Genomic DNA, 20,832 nt, shown 5'->3' on the forward strand with positions numbered 1-20,832 from the left:
GGCCGGAAGATGGAAGCCTTAGCCCGCCAGCGCCAGCGCCATCGCCATTTGCGCGCCATAGTACAAGGCCCACAGCACCGCCGACAGCGCCCTGTCGAACCGCGCCGCCACGTCGCGCCGGAACAGCTGCACCGCCAGCACCGTATCCGACAGCACGAACGCCCCTGCGCCCAAGGCCGCCAGCCACATCGCCCCCGGCAGCGCCAGCGCACAGCCCGCCATCACCGTGATCAGCCCCACGTAAACCCGCACCGGCCAGCGCATCTCGCCCGTATGCGGCGCCAGCCAAAGCTCGGTCGACACCGCCAACGCCAGCAACGCCACAAGCGGCACCACCGGCGGCGCCCCCTCGACCAGCCCGGCAAGCAACGCGATATAGGCCACATGCGCCAGCGCGAACCCGCACAGCCCTGCCAGGAACGCCCGCTCCCCCTCCCGCGACAGCGCGAAATCCCCGAAGGCCGACAAGGCCAGCGCCGCGACCAGCCACACCGGCCCGCCCGCCAGCGCCGCCCAGAGGGCCAGCAAGGCCACCGGCACCGTCTTCACCACGCTCCGCCACGCCGTTACTGGCCGGTGGCAGAACCACAGCCCATAGGCCACCGACACGACGCAACTGATGGCAAGGAACGCACCCATTACCGGTTATTTACCATTCGCCCGCTATTCATTGGCTTCTTCTGCCGTGAAACTCGCGCTAAAGTCCCGACATTCCAAGGCTTGCGGAGGGACAAAATGTCGGAAGCCACAACCAGACCAGCAACATGGCGCGTGGTCATCGCCTTCATTCTCGACCTGTTTATCAGTTTCTTCATTTTCGGCTTCATCATCGCCAGCATCACCGGCGACACCACCGAAGGCGGGTTCGAACTGAACGGCCTGCCCGCGATCATCCTGTTCGCGCTCGTCATCGCCTACATGGTCGGCATGCCGCGCATCGGCGGCCGCCTCTTCCAGCGGCTTTTCAAAGCAATCTGAGGGGCTTACCCCTCAGACCTCATCCGGGAAATGCTTCATCGTCAGGCGAATGGGGTTCGGCGCCGCCTGCCCCAGGCCACAGATCGACGCATCGCCCATCGCCTGGCACAGCTTTTCCAGAAGCGGCTGATCCCAGTGATCCGCCTCCATCAGCTTGACCGCCTTCTCACAGCCCACCCGGCACGGCGTGCACTGGCCACAGCTTTCATCCTCGAAGAACCGCAGCATGTTCAGCGCGGCCTCCCGGGCACTGTCCTTGTCCGACAGAACCACCACGGCGGCCGAGCCGATGAACGTCCCGTGCTCCTGCAACATGTCGAAATCGAGCGGCACATGGCTCATCGACGCCGGCAACAGGCCGGACGACGGCCCGCCCGGCTGGTAGGCCTTCAGCTCATGCCCGTCGAGCATCCCGCCCGCGGCCTCGATCACGTCGGCAATGGTCGAGCCCGCCGGCAGCAGGTGCACGCCGGGCTTCTTCACCCGCCCCGACACCGAGAACGACCGCAGGCCCTTGCGCCCGTTCTTCTCGGTCGCGGCCAGCACATCCTTGCCCTCGCGCAGCACCCGCGTGACCCAGTAAAGCGTCTCCACGTTGTTCACGAGCGTCGGCTTGTTGAAGATCCCCACCTGCGCCACGAAGGGCGGCCGGTGCCGCGGCAGGCCCCGCTTGCCCTCGATCGATTCGATCATCGCGCTCTCTTCGCCGCAGATATACGCCCCCGCGCCCCGGCGCAGGTCGATAAAGCCCGGCTTCACGATCCCGGCCTCCTCCAGCGCCGCGATCTCGCGCCGCAGGATCTCCAGCACGGCGGGGTATTCGTCGCGCATGTAGATGAAGCAGGTATCGGCCTCCACGGCCCAGGCCGCAATCAGCATTCCTTCAAGGAAAACATGGGGATGCCGCTCGAGGTAAAAGCGGTCCTTGAACGTCCCCGGCTCGCCCTCGTCGCCATTTACGGCCAGGTAGCGCGGCCCTTTCTCGGCCCGCACAAACCCCCATTTCCGCCCCGACGGGAACCCGGCGCCGCCAAGGCCCCGAACACCCGCATCCAGCAGCGTCTGCTGCACATCCTCGAAGACGCCGCTCTTGCGCAGCTCCTCCAGCTTGGCATAGCCGCCACTTTCACGATAGGCCGCAAGCCCTTGATAATCCGGCAAATGCGCGTGCGTGTCATCCGCCTCGATCGCAGCCTTCACCTTCTCGGGCGTCGCATGGTCGATATGGTTGTGCCCCAGCTCCAGCACCGGCGCGGTATCGCACCGCCCCATGCACGGCGCCCGCAGAACCCGCACCTCCGACGGGTCGAGCCCATCCTCAAGTGCCTTCTTCAGCTCCTGCGCCCCGGCCAGCTCGCAACTCAGCGAATCGCACACCCGGATGGTCAGCGCCGGCGGCGGCGTCTCGCCTTCCTTCACCACGTCGAAATGCGCATAGAAGGTCGCCACCTCGTACACTTCGGCCTGCGCGATCCGCAGCTCCTCGGCCAGCGCCCGCAGGTGCCCCGCCGACAGGTGGCCGAACTCGTCCTGGATCAGGTGCAGGTATTCGATCAGCAAATCGGACCGCCGCGGCCCGTCGCCCAGCAGCCGGCGAACGTCGTCCCAGGGCTGATCCTCAAGCTGACGCCCCTTCGGCGTGCGGCGACCCTTGCCGCGCCCCGATTTCCAGACACCCTTGCGCTCATCCAGTGCCATCCGACACCTCCTCTGACGTAGTTGCCCGGGTTCTACCGGTGGCACGGCTACAACGCGATGCCAAAAACGACAAACAAGCGCCCGGAAGCGTTGCGGTTTCCCTTAGCGCAGGTGTAAAAAACGTTCCGAGTAATGGGTATTGGTCCGCCGGGTCACCGGCGCGTGGGGGCGAGAGGACGGCAAAGCGTGCTTCTGTTCGCCATCGTCACGGTGCTTCCGTGCATCCTCGTCGGTCTCGCCGGCCTTAACGGCGGCGTCTGGCCCTGGCTTGCGGCGTTTTACCTGACCGGTCTCGTCTTCCTCATGGACAGGCTCATCGCCCGCGAGACGCGCAATTCCGACCCCGACGCCGAATTCCCCGCCGCCAGCACCCTTCTCGTCGCCTTGGGCCTCGCCCATTTCACCCTTCTCGGCCTCGGCACATGGGCCGTCGGCGGCCCCAGCGGCCTCTCAGCCATCGAACGCGTGCTGGTCGCCATGTCCTCCGGCCTGATCTTCGGCCAGATCTCGCACCCCGTTGCCCATGAACTGATCCACAAGCCTTCCCGCATGCTCCGCCTCATGGGCCGCTGGATGTACACCACCCTCCTCGTCGGCCACCACGCCAGCGCGCATCTTCTCGTCCACCACGTCCATGTCGGCAGCTCCGGCGACCCCAACAGCGCGCCCCGCGGCGAAAGCTTCTACCGCTTCGCCGCCCGCGTCGGCCGCCAATCCTTCCTCGCCGGCCTGCGCGCCGAAACCCGCCGCCGCCAGCGCGCCTCCAACCCCGGCCTGCACCCCTATGTCACCTATGTGGGCGGCGCCCTCGCCACCCTTGTGGCGGCCTTCCTCATCGCCGGCCCGACAGGCCTCGCAGCCCTTCTCGCCATGGCGATCTACGCGCAATTACAAATCCTTATGGCCGATTACGTGCAGCATTACGGCCTCCGCCGCCGCGAATTGCCCAACGGCAAGCTCGAACCCGTCGGCCCCCAGCACTCGTGGAACGCGCCGCAAATCTTCTCCTCCGCGCTTACCGTGAACGCCCCCCGCCATTCCGACCATCACGTCACCCCGTCGCGCCCCTACCCGGCGCTGCAACTCGACCCCCAGGTGATGCCCTACCTGCCCCGTTCGCTGCCTGTCATGGCAGCACTCGCCATGGTCCCGCCGGTCTGGTTCCGCATGATGAACCCGCGCTGTGACAAGTGGCGGGCAGTTGACGTAACGTCGCCCGACAATCCTGTCAAACCAGACCAGCACAGTACGATATCGGCTAGCGCAGGGGCGGAGCTTCTGCCAAAGTCAACCCATGCGCAAAACCCTACTGACCCTGTGCCTGCTGACCACGCCGCTGCCGACCATGGCAGCCGACGTGATGGACGCCGGGGAATTTGACGCCTACACCAAGGGCAAGACCTTCTATTACGGCTCCCGGGGCGAACCTTACGGGGCCGAGGAATACCTCGCCAACCGCCGTGTCCGCTGGACCTTTCTCGACGGCAAATGCCAGGAAGGCGTCTGGTACGAGGAAGAAGGCCTGATCTGCTTCGTCTACGAAAACCAGCCCGACCCGCAATGCTGGAGCTTCGAGCGCAGCGCCGGCGGCCTGATCGCCCAGTTCGAGAACGACCCGGCCCAGACCGAGCTCTACGAAGTGCGCCAGACTGACGAACCTTTGATGTGCATGGGTCCGGATGTGGGCGTTTAGACTTGTCGTTTTACAACATGACGTGACAGTCTGAGCACCGGAAGCCGCGGAATACTTGTCAATTTCTGACAAATCCCCGACTTGCCCGCAGCTTCAGAACAACGACCCCTGGTCCGGCGCATCCGGCTTGGGCTTGGCCCTCTTCGGCGCCGAACCACCGCCCGAAACAACCGGCAGCCTGCCATCCGCAAACTCGATCTCCAGCCCCGACGCTGTCTCGGCCGCGGCCTTCGTCGTCACCACGTCGCCATCGCCCCGCACCACCGCATAGCCGCGCCTGAGCGTCGCCTCGTAGCCAACCGTCTCGCGCAGCCGCTCCAGCCCGTCGACCCGCTCGCGCCACCGCTGCACCTGCCGCGTCCCGGCATCCGACAACCGCCGCGACAGCGCCGTCAGGTCCCGCGACTTCCTCTCGATATCCCGCTCGATCGCCCCGGTGCTCAACCGCGCAATCGCCGTATCCAGCCGCCGCCGGTCGCTCTCCCACGCCCGGCGCAGCAGCCCCGGCCGCAACGCCCCCGTGCTTTCGTACAACCTCACCCGCCGCAACTGCACCGACCGCGTCAGCGCATTCGGCAGCCGCTCGGCCCAGCCATCCAGCCTCTGCCGCGGCCCATCCAGCAACGTCTCGACCCGCGGCAACGCCCTTGCCAGGTCGCGCAGCCTCTGCCCCCGGTCGCTGATCCCCTTGGTCAGCGCATGGGTCAGCCGCGCCTCCTGGTTGTCGAACCACGCCAGCAGATCCAGCCGCACGGGCACCGCCAGCTCCGCCGCCGCCGACGGCGTCGGAGCCCGCACGTCCGACGCGAAATCAATGAGCGTCGTATCCGTCTCGTGCCCCACGGCGGAAATCAGCGGTATCTGCGATGCCGCCGCCGCGCGCACCACGATTTCCTCGTTGAAGCCCCACAGGTCCTCGACCGAGCCACCGCCCCTGGCCACGATCAACAAATCCGGCCGCGGCAACGCGCCCCCGGGCGTCAGCCGGTTGAACCCCTCGATGGCCCTTGCCACCTCCGGCGCACAGCGCTCCCCCTGAACGGCCACCGGCCAGATCAGCACCTTGCGCGGAAACCGGTCGCGCAAACGATGCAGGATATCCCGGATCACCGCCCCCGAGGGAGAGGTCACAACTCCAATGATTTCAGGAAGATACGGCCGCCTCTTCTTGCGGCTTTCATCGAACAGCCCCTCCGCCGCGAGCGCCTTCTTGCGCTTCTCCAGAAGCGCCATCAGCGCGCCCATGCCCGCGGGCTTCACATCGTCGATGACGATCTGGTACCGCGATTGGCCGGGGAACGTGGTCAGCCGCCCGGTGGCGACAACCTCCATCCCCTCCTCCGGCTGCACCGCCAGGCGAGAGGAGACACCCTTCCAGATCACCCCGGCCAGAACGGCCCGGTCATCCTTCAGGTCAAGATAGACATGCCCCGAGCGCGGCCGCGACACGCGGCCCACCTCGCCCCTGACACGGACAAACCCGAACTCTCCCTCCACCACACGCTTGACCGCGCCGGATAGCTCCGAGACGGAAAATTCAGGGGCATTCTCACCCGGTGACGGGTCATCGATCAGATCGGACATGAGCCATTCATGCCCGATCTGATCCGCGATGGAAAGCGCCCGGTTTACGCGGCGCTGAGGTCGTGGCGGCCTTCCGCGATCTCTTCGATCATCTTGGCGCTGAAGGCCGGCAGGTCATCGGGGTTGCGGCTGGTCACAAGGCCGTTGTCGCAGACGCATTCGCTGTCTTCCCACTCGCCGCCGGCATTGACGACGTCGGTCTTGATCGAATGGTACGAGGTGATCTTGCGGCCTTTCACGACATCCGCTTCCACAAGCAGCCAGGGCCCGTGACAGATGGCGCCGATCGGCTTGCCGGCCGCCCAGAACGCCTTGACGAATTCCACAGCTGTCGGGTTCGCGCGCAGCAGGTCGGGGTTGATCTGCCCGCCCGGCAGCACCAGCGCGTCGAAGTGATCGGCCTGCGCGTCGTCGAGGGTCTCGTCGACGGCAACGGGCGTGCCCCAGTCGCTGCCTTTCCAGCCCTTGATCTCACCGCTCTCCGGCGAGATGACATGCACCGTGGCACCGGCTTCGCGCAGGGCGTTCAGCGGGTGCTCCAGTTCGGATTGTTCAAAGCCATGCGTGGCCAGGATTGCGACTTTCTTGTCATTGAGACGTGCCATGTTGCGTGTCCTTTGGTTGAAGTGGATGTCTTGGGGGCCCAACGCCCTGCGGGGCCTCCCTGTTCCTGCACCCTTCCGCCGCTTGCCACCTTCCGTCACTGCCCCTATGGAGAGGCCGGTATTCGGCAAGGAGGCGCACGCCATGAACATTCTCATTCTCGGCGGTGGCGGGCGCGAACACGCGCTGGCCTGGGCGGTGATGCAGAACCCCAAATGCGACAAGCTGATCGTAGCGCCCGGCAATGCCGGCATCGCCGAAATCGCCGAATGCGCCACGCTCGACATCGAAGACGGCGCAGCGGTGGTGAATTTCTGCGACGCCAACGCCATCGAGTTCGTCATCATCGGCCCCGAGGCGCCGCTGGCCGCGGGCGTCGGCGACCGCTTGCGCGACGCCGGTCTGCTGGTCTTCGGCCCCTCCGAGGCCGCCGCCCGGTTGGAAGCCTCGAAAAGCTTCACCAAGGAAATCTGCGACGCGGCCAACGCCCCCACCGCCGCCTACGGCCATTTCACCGACGCCGGCGCCGCCAAGGATTACGTGACAGCCCAGGGCGCCCCCATCGTGGTCAAGGCCGACGGCCTCGCCGCCGGCAAGGGCGTGATCGTGGCCGAAACGGTGGAAGACGCCCACGCCGCCATCGACGACATGTTCGGCGGCGCCTTTGGCGGCGCGGGGGCCGAGGTGGTGATCGAGGAATTCATGGAAGGCGAGGAAGCCTCCTTCTTCATCCTCTGCGACGGGGAAGAGGCCCTTCCCATCGGCACAGCGCAGGATCACAAGCGCATCGGTGAAGGCGACACCGGCCCCAACACCGGCGGCATGGGCGCCTACTCCCCGGCGCCTGTCCTCACCTCAGCTATTGCCGACAAGGCCTTGGAAGATATCGTAAAACCCACCCTGCGCGAGATGGTCAAACGCGGCACACCCTACCAGGGCGTCCTCTATGCAGGCCTCATGATCAAGGACGGCAATCCGCGCCTCGTCGAATACAATGTCCGCTTCGGCGACCCCGAATGCCAGGTGCTGATGATGCGCCTCGGCGCGCAAGTGCTCGACCTTCTCCACGCCGCCGCCGAAAACCGCTTGGCCGAGGCCCGCGTCAACTGGGCCGACGATCACGCCATGACCGTGGTCATGGCCGCCGACGGCTACCCCGGCGGGTATGAAAAAGGCAGTGTCATCAAGGGGCTGGAGAACGTTCCTGAAGACAGCTTCCACATGGTCTTCCACGCCGGCACGGGCCGGAAAGACGGCCAGTTTATCGCCACCGGTGGCCGCGTGCTGAACGTCACGGCGCGGGGGGCGAGCCTGCGCGAGGCGGCCGACCGGGCCTACGGGATGATCGACAAGATCGACTGGCCCGACGGCGTGTATCGGCGCGATATCGGGTGGCGGGCGCTCTGATCCGATGGGCTCGGATGGCTTGCGCCATCCGACCGGAGCGAGGGGCCAGCCCCTCGCGCTCCCCGGGATATTTTTGTCCAGAAGAAGCCTCAGGGGCAGTTTGTTGCGGCGTTGAGGCTGTCAGGGCCCGTGTAGGGGCCAAGGTCACGGCGAGCGATCCGGCCTGATGCGAGCCGCGCCGCCACAATGCGGGTCCAGTCGGAGTTGGCGGTGATGATCTCCGTGGTGCCCCCACACCGTCGCTGCCCACCGGGGATGAAATCCCAGCCGATCCGGTGATTGGTAAATCCCTCGGCATCCGCCACGTGTTCCAGCTTGCCACCGCGAAACCGCCACACGCGCAACCGCTTGGCCAGGTGCGGCCGGTCCACATAGGCCAGCTCCATATGCCCATCCCCGTCAAGATCCGCCACCGCCGCCGGGGCCAGCCACCTGTGGCGCTGGCCGATATGGGGCGTCGCCGCCACCAGCCGCGCGCGCCGGTCGTAAACCGCCAGCCGGGCCCCCTTTCGGCCGTTCGACTGCACCACCACGATCTCGGGCAATCCGTCGCCGTCGAGATCCGCCAGCCGCGGCGCGATATCCTCGAAAACCTCACCCTCCGGCAGGATCACCTCCGCCGGGCAGGTGATCCGCTCATCCCCCGGCAGCCGCAGATGGATCGTCAGCGCCTTGGCATCGCGCAGATCACCCAATACGCCATGCCCGTACTCATCGGTCTCCCGCAGGAACCCCGCATGCATCACCAGCCGGGCGCCACGGGCCACCCAGCCCTCATGCACCCCGCCGCCAGGCTTCGTATTGTTAACATCCGCCTCGGCAAACCGCCCCGGCAGCCCATGGCCCCCGGTCCGCGCCTCGCAGCCCCAGCCAACCACCGGCAGCAGCAGCCCGAAGGCAACGGCCGCCGCCAGCCGCATCAGATCTGCTTTTCGGGCATCTGCACGATCAGCCCGTCCAGCGCGTCGCTCACCTTCAACTGACAGGTCAGGCGCGAACGCTCGGGGTCGGGCTCGAAGGCGAAATCGAGCATGTCCTCTTCCATGTCGTCCTTCGCGGGCAGCTTCTCCACCCAGGACGGGTCGACATAGACATGGCAGGTCGAACAGGCGCAGGCCCCGCCGCAATCCGCCTCGATCCCGGGGATGTTGTTGTCGCGCGCGCCTTCCATCACGGTCAGCCCGTTGGCCACCTCGACCACATGTTCCGTGCCGTTGTGCTCGATATAGGTGATTTTCGCCATGACTGCGGTCTCCCTCGCCTCGGATTTCCAATGGTTCCTAGCCAAGCCATGTAAGAGAGGCCAGCCCCATTTGCGACATGGCACGGGAGGAGTTGCGACAATTCTCAAATGTTCTATCTTCGTTCTCATGAAAGTCATGTCCCCCCTGCCCGCCTTTTACGCAGACTGGCCGCGCCCGCCCGCGGCCCTCGTCGCCGCCCGCCTGGATGAGCCGCCGGGCGGCGCGCGCGTCACCGTGGCCGGGCTCGTCATCCTGCGCCAGCGTCCCGGCACCGCCAAGGGCGTGATCTTCCTCACGCTCGAGGACGAGACGGGCGTCGTGAACATCGTCGTCTGGCGCAACATGTACGAACGCTTCCGCCGGGCGGTGATCTCGGGGCGGCTGCTGCGGGTCACCGGCCGGGTTCAGCGCGAGGCGGGCGTCGTTCATGTCGTGGCCGAAGAGATCGAGGATGTGTCCCCGTTGCTAGACCGGCTGCTCGATCCCGATTGCCCGCTTCCCCGCGAGGGCGAAACCGGCTAGACTGCGGCACAACAAAAGCCCGCAGAGGCATCGAGCATGAAAATCAGATCGTTACCGGCCGTTCTTGCGGCAACATCCCTGCTTGGCGCATGCCAGACCGGCCTGCCCCAAATGGCCGAGCCGGCCGAGGTCGTGGCGCGCCACGCGCCCCCCGGCGCCCAGCCCGGCACCTGCTGGGGCCAGGATGAAACCCCCGCCGTGATCGAAACGGTGACCGAGCAGGTCGTCGTCCAGCCCGCGGGCGTTGCGGCCGACGGTTCCTCCGGCACGCCCGCCGTCTACAAGACGGAAACACAGCAGAAAATCGTCAAGCCGCGCAAGGCCACGTGGTTCGAAACCCCCTGCGACTACCAGCTCACGCCGGAATTCAACACCTCGCTGCAACGGGCGCTCAAGGCGCGCGGCCATTACCGCGGCCCCATCAACGGCGAGATGGACGGCCGCACCCAGGCCGCCATCCGCGCCTATCAAAAGCCGCAGGGGCTCGATTCGGCCAAGATCTCGCTCGCGGCCGCCCGCCAGATGGGGCTCTCCCCCGTCGAACTTCCGGGCGAAAAGGAAAAGCGGCTCGCCGCTGCCGAGAAGGCCGAAAAGGTTCTCAAGGCCGAAAAGGCGCGGCTCGCCGCCGAAGAGGCGAAAAACCGGAAAGAGGCCGCGGAACTCGCCAAGCTGGAAGCCGAGGCCGAGGAAAAAGCCAGGCGCGAGGCCGAAGCGAAAGCCAAGGCCGTAGCCAAGGCGGAAGCCGACGCCAAGGCCGAAGCCGACCGTCTTGCCGCCGTCGAGGCCGAGAAAGCCGCCCAGGCCAGGCGCGAGGCCGAAGCCAAGGCAAAGGCCGAGGCCGAACGCGCCGAGAAGGCCAAGCGTGCGGCGGAACTCAAAGCCGCCCTCGAAGACGAGAAGAAGCGCAACAACGGCAACCTCACGCCGCTGCCGATCTCGACGGAAAGCAACTAAAGCGTTTCGCCTCTCGATCAGGTCTCAGGTTGAAGGCGAAACGCTATAAGGGCGCGGCCTATGCGCCCCGCCGCGTCCGGAGATAGATCACCGGGTAGAAGACAAGCGCCAGCCCCGCGCCGACCAGGATGACCATCCGCGTCAGATCGGCCGCGCCGTCGCCATCAACCCGTTGGTAAATCAGCCAGAACGCCAGCCCGAACAGATTCGGCAATGCCAGCACCGCCACCGCGTAAAACCCGGCGAACCGAACGCCGCCTTCCGACTGGCCCGCGTAATACGCACAGGCCCAAACGCCCATGTAGATACAGATAACCGCGATCAGCATGGGCCAGACCTAGCGCAATCCCGCCCGCCGCAAAGACCGTTAGGCCATCCCGCCCTGCACCAGCCGGTCGGCCAACTGCGCATAGGCCTGCGCCATCGGCCCGTCGCCAAGCGCGATGGGTTTGCCCTCATCCCCCGCCAGCCGCGTCTCGAGGTCGATCGGCAAGGCGCCCAGGAACGGTATCCCCAGCTTCTCCGCCTCCTTCGACACGCCGCCATGACCAAAGATATGCGCCTCGTAGCCGCATTCAGGGCAGTGAAACACCGACATGTTCTCGATCAGGCCCAGGATCGGCGTCTTCAGCGTGTTGAACATGTCCATCGCCTTGCGCGCATCCAGCAGCGCCACGTCCTGCGGCGTCGACACGATCAGCGCGCCTGTGGGCTGCGCCCGCTGGCTCAGCGTCAGCTGCACATCGCCCGTCCCCGGCGGCAGATCGACGATCAGCACATCGAGCTCGCCCCAGTTCACCTGGCTCAGCATCTGCTGCAACGCCCCCATCAGCATCGGCCCCCGCCACACGACCGCCTTGTCGGGGTCGAGCATCAGGCCGATCGACATGAACGTCACGCCATGCGCCTTCAGCGGTTCGATGATCTTTCCATCGGGGCTGGCCGGGCGTTTGGTCTCGCCCATCATCCTTGGCTGGCTGGGGCCGTAAATGTCGGCATCCAGCAGGCCCACCTTGCGGCCCTGCTTGGCCAGCGCCACGGCAAGGTTCGACGACACGGTCGACTTGCCCACGCCGCCCTTGCCCGAGCCCACGGCGATCAGCGATTTCACCGAAGCCGGCCGGATCGAGCTTTGCCCGCCCTTGGGATGCCCGCCCAGCTTCAGCGAGGGCGCGTCCTCATCCGAACCGCCGGCCGGTTTCGGCGGCGCCTTGGCGCTCTGCTCATGCGCGGTCAGCGCGACCGAGGCGCTCTCGACCCCCTCCACCGACAGCGCCGCCCGCTCGGCGGCGGCGCGCAGCGGCTCCATCTTCTTGGCCATCTCGGTGGTGGGCGCCTCGATGACGAATCGCGCCACGCCCCCCTCGACGGACAGCGCCCGCACCATGTCGCGCGACACCAGGTTGCCCCCGTCGGGCAGCTCGAGCCGCTTGAGTTCCGTCTCGATCGCAGTGCGAATATCGGTCATGCCCATTCTCCCGTCAGTCTTGCTGCAATACGTGGCAGATTTTTCTGCACCTGCAAGGGGGAGATATTTTTCGCTTAAAAAACAGTCCAACTGCCTGAATATTAGGTCAGCTTTGCTTATGCATTTTCTGCATAGCAGCAATGCTTATCTAGGCATTGTGCAACTGCAGCATTTAGCTATCTTCAATATCAACGAACAACAAAACACAGCCTCTCGCAGAAGAGGCGCTCAGGAAAGAAGACGGAGCCGAAAATGGCAACTTACAGCGAGAAGCGCGCCGTAGAAACGGGCCTCGCAATCGAAATAAGCGCCGCAGCGCATCACGTGATGCAAGCGGTTTACGACTACCTCGCCTATCGCGCAACCGTGCGCGAATTGTCAGAGCTGGACAGGGCCGCACTGGCCGACCTCGGTATCCACCGGTCCGGCATTCGCGCTGCGGCACGAAAGGCAGTCTACGGCGAGTAAAAAGTTTCGGGTGTCCCTCTCCTCCTCCCTGGGACATTCGGAAATGGCGGCGGCATCTCTCCTCCTCCCTGATGCCGTCGCCCAAAACTTCGGACCTTTAGGTCCAAACAGCTGCGTAAGGCCCTACTCCTCCTCCCAGGGCCGAACGTAATGGAACGGCGGCGCCACTCCTCCTCCCAGGCGCCGCCGTTTTCTTTTTTGGCGCCCCCTTTACATACATCCACCTTGACGGGCCGACCTGCCGCTGCTCCCCTCTGCCAAACCGCAGCAGGAGCCGTCATGACCGCCATCCCCGAAAAAACCACCCAAGCGATTCTCGACGCCGTCGAGGCGGGCTTCGACGATCAGGTCTCGTTCCTGGCCGACCTCACCCGCATTCCCAGCCGCCGGGGCGAGGAAGCGAAGGCGCTCGACTTCATGGCCAACGCCCTCTCCACCCGCGGATGGGAGGTCGACGACTGGACCGTGCCGATGTCCGAGCTGGCCGATCAGCCGGGCTTCTGCGATGCCGCCGGCGACATCACCGAGATCCGCGCCGTCAACGGCACGCTCGAAGGCAAAGGGTCTGGCGGCAAATCCCTGATTCTACAGGGCCATCTCGACGTGGTCCCCGAAGGCCCCGAAGAGATGTGGGCCACCCCGCCCTACGACCCGGTCATAAAAGACGGCTGGATGCACGGCCGCGGCGCCGGCGACATGAAAGCCGGCGACACCGCCGCCCTCTTCGCCGTCGACGCCATCCGCCGCGCGGGCTTCGCCTCCGAGGGCCGCATCCACTACCAATCCGTCATCGAGGAAGAAAGCAGCGGCATGGGGGCGCTGGCCACCCTCGCCCGCGGCTACCGCGCCGATTGCGTCTTCATCCCCGAACCCACCGGCCACAGCCTCGTGCGCGCCCAGGTCGGCGTCGTCTGGTTCAAGCTGCAGGTGCAGGGCAAACCCGCCCACGTGGCCTATGCCGGCACCGGCGCCAACGCCATCATGGGCACGTTCGAACTGCTCACCGCGCTGGAAGCCCTCTGCGAAGAGTTCAACACCCGCGTCCCCGACAACCCCGCCTTCAAGGGCGCCGAACACCCGATCAACTTCAACGCGGGCATCATCAAGGGCGGCGACTGGGCCTCCTCCGTGCCCTCATGGTGCGAGGTCGACTGCCGCATGGGCCTCCTGCCCGGCTGGTCGGTCGAAGAGGTGAAGGCCGAGATCGCCGAAACCGTTGCGAAAGCGGCCAAGGCCCACCCCTTCCTCCGCTCGAACCCGCCCGAGATCGTCTGGAACGGCTTCCAGGCCGACGGCTTCGTCCTCGAAAACGCCGATGCCCCCGAAACCGCCCTCTCGGCGGCCCACAAATCCGTCTTCAACCAGGACGGGCCCGAAGACCGCCAGTTCACGGCGCTCACCGACACCCGGTTCTACGGCCTCTACCACGGCATCCCCAGCCTCTGTTACGGGCCCGTCGCCGAAAGCATCCACGGCTTCGACGAACGGGTCGATCTCGCCTCGGTCAAACAGGTCACCGGGGTCATCGCCCTCTTCATCGCCGAATGGTGCGGCCTGACAGAGACCTGACCCAAACTCACCCGGCGCGCACCCGCGCCGGGTTCCCCAGCACCATCGTGTCCGGCGCCACGTCCCGCGTCACCACGCTGCCGGCGCCCACAATCGCCCCGTCGCCCACCGTCACCCCGGGCAACAGAATCGCTCCGCCGGCGATCCACACCTCGCGCCCGATCGTCACCGGCCGCGCCCGTTCCAGCCCGGCCACCCGCTTGGCCCGGTCCTTGTGATGCGTCGGGCAATAAATCTGCACCCCCGGCCCCAGCATCGTATCGTCTCCGATCCGCACCTCGGCCGTGTCGAGAATCGTACAGCCGGCATTCATGTAAACCCGTGCGCCCAGGTGAATGTGCACCCCGTAGGCGCAATGAAACGGCGCCTCGATCATGCAGCCCTCGCCCATTTCGGCGAACAACCCAGCCAGCGCCGCGCCAATCGGCCCCCGCTCCACCGGCACACCGGTGTTATGCGCATGACAGGCCGCCCGCGCCGCATCCTGCAGCGCGAAAAGCTCCGGGTCATGGCACGTGTACCACTCCCCCGCCTGCATCTTCTCTTTCTCACTCGCCATGGCCCGACCCTAGCGGGCCGCTAGCCTTCAGTGAAGCGCCCGCCGACGCCCCCGGCGCAGCCCTCCGCTGACAGGCCGCGTCGCCTGCCGCAGGAACACCACGAACGCACAGGCCGCATCGCTCTCCGGCCCCTGCGCCTCGGCACTGTCCAGCGCCGCCTTCGCCTTGGCGGGCGTCACCTCGCCCTCAAGGCCAAAGGCCCATTCCAGGAACCCCATCCGCGCCACGCTGTCAGCCTCCTTGCCGGTGGCCTCGCTGCGTTCCAATCCATCCAGTATCCGCGCTGCGGTCATCTCATCTTCCTCCACCGGCCACACCCCGGGCCGAACTGGGGCGAAGGAAAGTGGAGCGATGGACGAAACCCATCCGCCCGCACCGCCCCCCGCGGCTTGACGTTGGTCCAAGGCTGGTTTCCGGGCTTGCGGGTCAGGATACGGGCACCTTCCCGGGCTTTGCGCCCAGTGGTATTTCGCCCATACCCCCCATGCTTACCGTTGCGGGGGCAGCGCCGGCCTTTCACCGGCTTCCCAATTCTCCGTTGCCCTCTGACAAGAGCACCGGCACCTCGGACGATCACTTTCGCACCTCCCGGTGACTCGCACAAGCAAAGATCACTGGCACGATCCCGCGACTGGACATTCAAGAAAACCTGACCCTTTATACCTGAAACTTCAGGGTTTCTTGAATATGGCCATCAAGATCGAAATGCTCCGCTGCTTTCAAGCCGTTGCCGACAAGGGTTCGCTCGCCGATGCCGCCGAAATCCTGAACCGCACACCCTCCGCCGTGTCCATGATGCTCCGACAGTTCGAGGATCACGTCGGCGCGCCCCTCTTCGAGACCGGCCGCAAATCCCGCCTCACCCCGCTGGGCGAGCTCATCCGCCAGGAAGCCACCCGCGAGATCACCCATTTCGAGCGCACCGTCACCGCCATCGAGGGGCTCGCCCGCGCCGAACGCGGCTTCGTCCGCATCATCGCCACGCCGTCCATCGCCCAGGTGGTCATGCCCCAGGTCCTGCGCCGTTACATCGCCGAGCACCCCGCGGTCCGCATCGACATGCGCGACGCCGATTCGTCCGCCATCGAACAGGAGATGAGCGCCGAAGGCGCCGATATCGGGCTGGCCAGCCTCGGCCCCATTCCCGGCTTCGACCGCCGGCGCATCCTCACCGACCGCTTCGGCGTGGTCTGCCGCGCCGATCATCCGCTGACATGGGGCTGGCAGACCCTCACCTGGTCAGATCTCCACGGCACCAGCTTCATCGCCAACGGCCTCTGCCGCCAGATCGACGACGACGCCTTCACCCCCCTTCTCGAATCCGCCCGCCTCAGCGTGCGCAACACCGCCTCCATCCTCAGCCTCGTGCGCGCCGGCGTCGGCATCACCGTCCTGCCGGAACTCGCTGTTCTGCCAGAGTTTTCCGACCTCACCTTTCTGCCCCTCCAAGACGTCTCCGCCCGGCGCGAGGTCTACATGTTCACCCCCGACGCGGCGCATATGCCCCCAGCCGCCCGAGACATGGCCGCCGCCATCCTCGCCACAGAATTTCAAACAAACTGAAATTACTTCAACTTTTTTGCGTTTGATCTGAAGTCGGCCCCATGCCCCAATGCCGCCGCTGACCCAGCCACACCGCCACACGCCGGAGGCCCCAATGACCCACCGCATCGATTGCCTGCAATACGCCAACTGGTCCGAGAAGATCTTCCGCCAGATGCGCGAAGGGGGCGTCGACGCCGTTCATGTCACCATCGCCTATCACGAGAATTTCCGTGAAACCGTGCTCAACATCGAACGATGGAACCGCTGGTTCGAGCAATTCCCCGAGCTCATCTTCCACGGCCGCACCGGCGATGACGTCCGCCTTGCCCGCGAAACGGATCGCACCGCCATCTTCTTCGGCTTCCAGAACCCCTCGCCCATCGAAGACGATATCGGCCTCGTCGAGATCGTCCACACCCTCGGCGCCCGGTTCATGCAGCTCACCTACAACAACCAGTCCCTCCTCGCGACAGGCTGCTACGAAGCCGAAGACACCGGCATCACCCGCATGGGCAAGCAGGTCATCAAGGAAATGAACCGCGTCGGCCTCGTCATCGACATGAGCCATTCCGCCGACCGCTCCACCATCGAGGCCGCCGAGCTCTCCGAACGCCCGATCGCCATAACCCACGCCAACCCGCACCGCTGGCAGCCGGCGCTTCGCAACAAGCGCGACGACGTGATCCGCGCCGTCACCGCGAACGGCGGCATGATGGGCTTCTCGCTCTACCCCCATCACCTGAAAGACAAGTCCGACTGCACCCTCGACAGCTTCTGCGCCATGGTCGCCGACGCCGCCGACAGCTTCGGTGTCGCCCATTTCGGCATCGGCTCCGACCTCTGCCAGGACCAGCCCGACAGCGTCGTCGAGTGGATGCGCGTGGGCCGCTGGTCGAAGGAAATCGACTATGGCGAGGGCTCGTCCGCCGCCCCCGGCTTCCCCCCGCAACCGCAATGGTTCCGCGACAACCGCGATTTCGCTACTATCGAATCAGGACTACGCAAAAAGGGCTTTGACGACAGCGAAGTGGCGGCGCTCCTCGGGGAGAACTGGCTGCGTTTCTTCGACCTCAATTTCGGGGCCAAAGCCGAATGAAAGACGTGCTGATGGCCGAGGTCGACGCATCCGACATCACATGCCGCCCGCCCGAAAGGGTGATGAGGCTGGCCCGCCTCGGCGCGTTCCACCAGACGCGCCTGTCTTTCATGCGCCAGCTTCTCCGCCGCCTGAAGGCCGAGAAATGGCGCTTCGAAGAACGGGTTTTCAACATAGATGCCAACGGCGTAGGCCACGCCGTTTACGTGGCCCACGGCCCCGAACGCAGCTATTCCCTCGTCGCCTTCGCCCATGATCTGCCGGCCGCCCGGCGCTCCGACCGGGTGATCGCCACCGAATGGGACGCCACCTTCACCCTTTTCGACGGCATCCCCACCGAAGACGATATCGCAAGGCTTGCCGAAAACGTCCCCAAGCAGGAAGCCGGCCGCGTCTCCGACCGCGAGCTGTCGCTCTCCCGCGCCAACCGCTCGGTGCGCCTGTGGGATTACGTGGTCGACCGCCTCGCCGCCGGAAAACAGCCCGATGCGCAAAAAGTCGCCGAGATCGGCTACCTCATGCGCACCACCGCCGTCTACGGCTCGGGCAAGTTCGGCGCCGCCGACCGCGAATACATCGCCGACCGCCCCGAATGCCACGTGCCCTTCCAGGTCGAGATGCTCTCGGTCTACCTCACCCGCGCCTTCGTCATGGACCTTGTCGAGCACATGGCCCGGATGCGCGCCCCCGACACCGCCCTCGCGCTCGACCCGGCCCTGCGCCGCCGCTTCGGCATCGGCAATTCCACCGGCCTTGGAATGGCGCCCTTCCTCATCACCCACCCGGCGCTCCTCAACAACTGGATCGCGGCCCGCGAAGAGGCGCTCCGCCGCGTCCGCGCCCTGCCCACCGCCACCCCCGACAAGATCGCCGCCATCCGCACCACCGCGGCCCGCGCCCGGCTCCACGCCCATGGCTGGCGGTCCCAGCACCCGGCCCAGCTCGAAAAGCTGCAGGACCTGCGCGATGACATGAACACGCTGATGGCCCATCTCGAAACCGCCGACCTGGCCGGGCCTTCCCCGTGGAACCGCCTCTGGCTCTGGGCCGAGGACACGCTCTCGCTCGAAGGGCAGGAACAGCTCGTGTCGGTGCTGCTCGAACCCTATGGCGACCTGGTCGACGATCTCGGCCCGACCATGAGCGCCGACGAACAGGACAGCTGGCGCATCGACGGCGCCATGCCCCTCGCCGAGCTGCGCGCCATCATCGAAGACGTCTACGACTGGGCCCTCGCCATCGACTGGAGCGCGAAAGACGCCCAGGCGCGCGTCTGGTATACCTCCGAGGAAAAGCTCGAACCCCGCATGGGCGAACGCCACGACGAGCCCCTCGCGCCCTATGAACAGCCCCTCTGCCCCGGGCGCGACGCCGCCCGCATGCACGCGGCCCTCGCCGTCTCCGACGCGCCGACCGTGGCCGAATTCCTGCTGAAACACCCCGAACACCGGCACATCGCCCGCCGCGCCCAGATCGCCGCCCGCCTGCCCTATGCCGAGATCCGCGACAACACCATCGACGCCTCGGTCATGCCCATCGACATGCTCCGCATGAAGCTCAGCTTCTTCGGCGCCTGCCATTTCGACCCCCGCTCCGACCGCTGGGTGCGGATCAACATGTTTCAATACGCCCCCTTCCCCGAGGAACTCTCCGCCAGCGCCGCCGATGACTGGACACTCCCCCGCCTCCCCGAGGCCGGGGAATGACCTGGTCGCTGAACGAGATCGAGGCGCTCGCCCGCAAGGCCGCGCGCGGCGGCGGGATGGATTGGGGCCCGGCCGAGGAAACCGGCAAGGCCACGCGCTGGCTCTGCGCCGCGGGCTGGCCGGGGGCCTCGGCCCTGGCCGAGCTGCTCCTCACACAGGACGGCGTCACCTGGGAGGCCGTCCGCCCCCATACCGACACCGACACATGGGCCGCCCGCGACGGGCGCCTCTGCCCCTCCGCCGCCGGCGCCGCGCTGCTCGACCGCGCCGAAGACCTCGCCTCGGGCCGCACCGTCACGCTGATCAACGTCGCGCGGCCCATCCTGCTCATTCCCTACGTCGCCTGGGCCGCCAGGGCGACCGGCGCGACGCTCGAAATCCGCTGGCCCGGCCTTCGGGTCACCGTCGCCGACGGCCCCTGCCACGCCGACATCTCCGACCCCACGGCCCTCACGGTCTTCCGCGCCGACACCGTCACCATCGGCCCGGCACAGGCCGCCGCCACCGGCCAGCCCGTCACCCGCGTCTACCGCGGCGACATCCCCGCCGACACCGCCCAGACCCTCGCCGCCTTCGCCCATCGCACCTATGCGCCGGGCACCCCGCAAAGCCGCGCGGCGGGGGCCGGCGCGGGCCTCTCCGACAACGACTGACACCGCGCCCTGTCACGTCCGCCTGTCACGTTTCGGTGACACCTCTCGCCCGAATCGCCGAAACGTGCGACACTTCCCCACTACGTCCTCATGAAAGGCGGGCCGCGCACACCGGCGCCGCCGACACCCGTCCGGGACGGGTCAAGACCGTTCCGGCACCCGATCGGGAGGTCGAATATGGTCAAGACAATCGGAAATCCCCTCACATGGCTCGCCCAGGGCGCCTCCGGCACAGGCCGCGCCATGGGCAGCGCCGCCGAGGCCCTCGGCAGCGAACTGACAGAAATCCCCGAAACCAACATCCTCACCACCGCCGACATCCGCGCAGCCCTCCGCGCGGGCTTCGCAGATTTCTCGCGCTTCCGAAGCGACGTGATGTTCCTCGTGCTGATCTACCCCGCCATCGGCCTCGCCCTGTCGGTGATGGCCTTCCACGAGGCGCTTCTGCCGATGATCTTCCCGATGGCGGCGGGCTTCCTGCTGCTCGGGCCGGTCGCCGCCATCGGCCTCTACCAGATGAGCCGCAAGGCCGAGACGCAGGACAACGTCCACTGGGGCACCGCCCTCACCGTCCTGCAGGCCCGCAACATCGGGCCGGTGCTGGCGATGGCGCTCTACCTGCTTGCGATCTTCGCGGTCTGGATGCTCACCGCCCTCCAGATCTACGGCTGGACCCTCGGCCCCGAACCGCCCGCCTCCGCCTCGGCCTTCCTCACCGCCGTCTTCACCACCACGGCGGGGTGGACGATGATCGTCATCGGCATGGCCGTGGGCTTCGTCTTCGCCGCCCTCGTGCTGGTCATCAGCCTGATTTCCCTGCCGATGCTGATCGACAAGCACACCGGCGTGCCCATCGCCGTCGCCACCTCGCTGCAGGTCGCCCGCGAAAACCCGGTGACCGTGGGCCTCTGGGGGGCGCTCGTCGCGGCCCTGATGGTGATCGGCACGATCCCCTTCTTCCTCGGGCTGATCGTCGTCCTGCCGGTGCTGGGCCACGCAACCTGGTACCTCTACCGCGCGGCCGTCCCCGCCGACACCTGACCGGCACGCCGGGGCCCCTTCCCCTTTCCGGCCCCGCACCCTA

Annotated in this window: 23 protein-coding genes and 1 riboswitch; of the genes, 13 read left to right on the forward strand and 10 right to left on the reverse strand. The window is 66.5% G+C overall.

Annotated features, from left to right (window positions below):
• Positions 1–18 precede the first annotated feature (18 nt).
• On the reverse strand, positions 19–639 hold the full coding sequence (locus RIdsm_RS17255) for a lysoplasmalogenase family protein (RefSeq protein ID WP_057816860.1): 621 nt from the start codon (positions 637–639) through the stop codon (positions 19–21).
• Between the two features lie 96 nt (positions 640–735).
• Between RIdsm_RS17255 and RIdsm_RS17260 the strand changes: the two genes are divergently transcribed.
• Positions 736–978 carry a hypothetical protein gene (locus RIdsm_RS17260; RefSeq protein ID WP_057816861.1) on the forward strand — a complete coding sequence of 81 codons (243 nt, stop codon included), beginning with the start codon at positions 736–738 and terminating at the stop codon, positions 976–978.
• Positions 979–990: 12 nt separating this feature from the next.
• Here RIdsm_RS17260 and RIdsm_RS17265 read toward each other — a convergent pair whose 3' ends face one another.
• The gene (locus RIdsm_RS17265; RefSeq protein WP_057816862.1) at positions 991–2,676 is read right to left on the reverse strand and encodes an NAD(P)H-dependent oxidoreductase subunit E; all 1,686 of its coding nucleotides are present in this window, start codon (positions 2,674–2,676) and stop codon (positions 991–993) included.
• A 186-nt stretch (positions 2,677–2,862) separates the two neighbouring features.
• Here RIdsm_RS17265 and RIdsm_RS17270 point away from each other — a divergent pair, with 186 nt between their 5' ends.
• The gene (locus tag RIdsm_RS17270; RefSeq protein WP_074940436.1) at positions 2,863–4,056 is read left to right on the forward strand and encodes an alkane 1-monooxygenase; all 1,194 of its coding nucleotides are present in this window, start codon (positions 2,863–2,865) and stop codon (positions 4,054–4,056) included.
• Entirely contained in the window at positions 4,022–4,369 is a 348-nt protein-coding gene (locus RIdsm_RS17275) for a hypothetical protein (RefSeq protein ID WP_244955836.1), read from the forward strand. Before RIdsm_RS17270 ends, RIdsm_RS17275 begins: the two co-directional genes overlap by 35 nt.
• Before the next feature lie 93 nt (positions 4,370–4,462).
• On the opposite strand, the gene xseA is transcribed toward RIdsm_RS17275, so the two are convergent.
• Positions 4,463–5,953 (reverse strand): exodeoxyribonuclease VII large subunit, encoded by a 1,491-nt coding sequence (xseA, locus tag RIdsm_RS17280; protein ID WP_057816864.1) that lies wholly within the window; start codon positions 5,951–5,953, stop codon positions 4,463–4,465.
• Between the two features lie 44 nt (positions 5,954–5,997).
• Positions 5,998–6,558: a type 1 glutamine amidotransferase domain-containing protein gene (locus RIdsm_RS17285; RefSeq protein WP_057816865.1), complete on the reverse strand. Its 561-nt coding sequence runs from the start codon at positions 6,556–6,558 to the stop codon at positions 5,998–6,000.
• Positions 6,559–6,700: 142 nt separating this feature from the next.
• Between RIdsm_RS17285 and purD the strand changes: the two genes are divergently transcribed.
• A complete protein-coding gene (gene purD, locus RIdsm_RS17290; RefSeq protein ID WP_057816866.1) occupies positions 6,701–7,963 on the forward strand; it encodes a phosphoribosylamine--glycine ligase in 1,263 nt (420 codons plus the stop codon).
• Positions 7,964–8,052: 89 nt separating this feature from the next.
• On the opposite strand, the gene RIdsm_RS17295 is transcribed toward purD, so the two are convergent.
• Both RIdsm_RS17295 and RIdsm_RS17300 read right to left on the reverse strand, forming a co-directional pair.
• Positions 8,053–8,883, reverse strand: a complete 831-nt coding sequence (locus tag RIdsm_RS17295; protein ID WP_236553242.1) for an FG-GAP repeat domain-containing protein — start codon at positions 8,881–8,883, stop codon at positions 8,053–8,055.
• Complete coding sequence (locus RIdsm_RS17300) at positions 8,883–9,206, reverse strand: 2Fe-2S iron-sulfur cluster-binding protein (RefSeq protein WP_057816867.1); 324 nt, start codon at positions 9,204–9,206, stop codon at positions 8,883–8,885. Before RIdsm_RS17300 ends, RIdsm_RS17295 begins: the two co-directional genes overlap by 1 nt.
• 136 nt (positions 9,207–9,342) lie before the next feature.
• On the opposite strand from RIdsm_RS17300, the gene RIdsm_RS17305 reads away from it, so the two are divergent.
• Together RIdsm_RS17305 and RIdsm_RS30385 are read left to right on the forward strand one after the other, a co-directional pair.
• Entirely contained in the window at positions 9,343–9,729 is a 387-nt protein-coding gene (locus tag RIdsm_RS17305) for an OB-fold nucleic acid binding domain-containing protein (RefSeq protein ID WP_244955837.1), read from the forward strand.
• A 36-nt stretch (positions 9,730–9,765) separates the two neighbouring features.
• Positions 9,766–10,683: a peptidoglycan-binding domain-containing protein gene (locus RIdsm_RS30385; protein WP_201455572.1), complete on the forward strand. Its 918-nt coding sequence runs from the start codon at positions 9,766–9,768 to the stop codon at positions 10,681–10,683.
• Between the two features lie 58 nt (positions 10,684–10,741).
• Here the strand turns inward: RIdsm_RS30385 and RIdsm_RS17320 are convergent, their stop codons facing one another.
• Together RIdsm_RS17320 and RIdsm_RS17325 are read right to left on the reverse strand one after the other, a co-directional pair.
• On the reverse strand, positions 10,742–11,011 hold the full coding sequence (locus RIdsm_RS17320; RefSeq protein ID WP_057816869.1) for a hypothetical protein: 270 nt from the start codon (positions 11,009–11,011) through the stop codon (positions 10,742–10,744).
• Positions 11,012–11,050: 39 nt separating this feature from the next.
• On the reverse strand, positions 11,051–12,151 hold the full coding sequence (locus RIdsm_RS17325; RefSeq protein ID WP_057816870.1) for an Mrp/NBP35 family ATP-binding protein: 1,101 nt from the start codon (positions 12,149–12,151) through the stop codon (positions 11,051–11,053).
• Between the two features lie 252 nt (positions 12,152–12,403).
• Between RIdsm_RS17325 and RIdsm_RS17330 the strand changes: the two genes are divergently transcribed.
• Complete coding sequence (locus tag RIdsm_RS17330) at positions 12,404–12,619, forward strand: DUF1127 domain-containing protein (protein WP_057816871.1); 216 nt, start codon at positions 12,404–12,406, stop codon at positions 12,617–12,619.
• A 279-nt stretch (positions 12,620–12,898) separates the two neighbouring features.
• Positions 12,899–14,188 carry an ArgE/DapE family deacylase gene (locus tag RIdsm_RS17335; protein ID WP_057816872.1) on the forward strand — a complete coding sequence of 430 codons (1,290 nt, stop codon included), beginning with the start codon at positions 12,899–12,901 and terminating at the stop codon, positions 14,186–14,188.
• A 7-nt stretch (positions 14,189–14,195) separates the two neighbouring features.
• Here the strand turns inward: RIdsm_RS17335 and RIdsm_RS17340 are convergent, their stop codons facing one another.
• Positions 14,196–14,747 (reverse strand): sugar O-acetyltransferase, encoded by a 552-nt coding sequence (locus tag RIdsm_RS17340; protein ID WP_057816873.1) that lies wholly within the window; start codon positions 14,745–14,747, stop codon positions 14,196–14,198.
• A 27-nt stretch (positions 14,748–14,774) separates the two neighbouring features.
• Positions 14,775–15,041 carry a hypothetical protein gene (locus RIdsm_RS17345; protein ID WP_236553244.1) on the reverse strand — a complete coding sequence of 89 codons (267 nt, stop codon included), beginning with the start codon at positions 15,039–15,041 and terminating at the stop codon, positions 14,775–14,777.
• A gap of 94 nt (positions 15,042–15,135) precedes the next feature.
• Positions 15,136–15,331: riboswitch (cobalamin riboswitch) on the reverse strand.
• 104 nt (positions 15,332–15,435) lie between these two features.
• Between RIdsm_RS17345 and RIdsm_RS17350 the strand changes: the two genes are divergently transcribed.
• The 5 genes from RIdsm_RS17350 (at position 15,436) to RIdsm_RS17370 (ending at position 20,789) form a co-directional block, all read left to right on the forward strand.
• On the forward strand, positions 15,436–16,311 hold the full coding sequence (locus RIdsm_RS17350) for a LysR family transcriptional regulator (RefSeq protein ID WP_057816874.1): 876 nt from the start codon (positions 15,436–15,438) through the stop codon (positions 16,309–16,311).
• 94 nt (positions 16,312–16,405) lie between these two features.
• Complete coding sequence (locus RIdsm_RS17355; RefSeq protein ID WP_057816875.1) at positions 16,406–17,389, forward strand: membrane dipeptidase; 984 nt, start codon at positions 16,406–16,408, stop codon at positions 17,387–17,389.
• The gene (locus RIdsm_RS17360) at positions 17,386–19,095 is read left to right on the forward strand and encodes a hypothetical protein (RefSeq protein ID WP_236553246.1); all 1,710 of its coding nucleotides are present in this window, start codon (positions 17,386–17,388) and stop codon (positions 19,093–19,095) included. The genes RIdsm_RS17355 and RIdsm_RS17360 overlap by 4 nt, the downstream gene beginning before the upstream one ends.
• A complete protein-coding gene (locus RIdsm_RS17365) occupies positions 19,092–19,748 on the forward strand; it encodes a DUF3726 domain-containing protein (RefSeq protein ID WP_057816876.1) in 657 nt (218 codons plus the stop codon). The genes RIdsm_RS17360 and RIdsm_RS17365 overlap by 4 nt, the downstream gene beginning before the upstream one ends.
• A gap of 177 nt (positions 19,749–19,925) precedes the next feature.
• Positions 19,926–20,789 carry a DUF2189 domain-containing protein gene (locus RIdsm_RS17370; RefSeq protein WP_057816877.1) on the forward strand — a complete coding sequence of 288 codons (864 nt, stop codon included), beginning with the start codon at positions 19,926–19,928 and terminating at the stop codon, positions 20,787–20,789.
• The last annotated feature ends 43 nt before the right edge of the window (positions 20,790–20,832 follow it).

The sequence above is a fragment of the Roseovarius indicus genome, assembly GCF_008728195.1.
GTDB lineage: Bacteria > Pseudomonadota > Alphaproteobacteria > Rhodobacterales > Rhodobacteraceae > Roseovarius > Roseovarius indicus.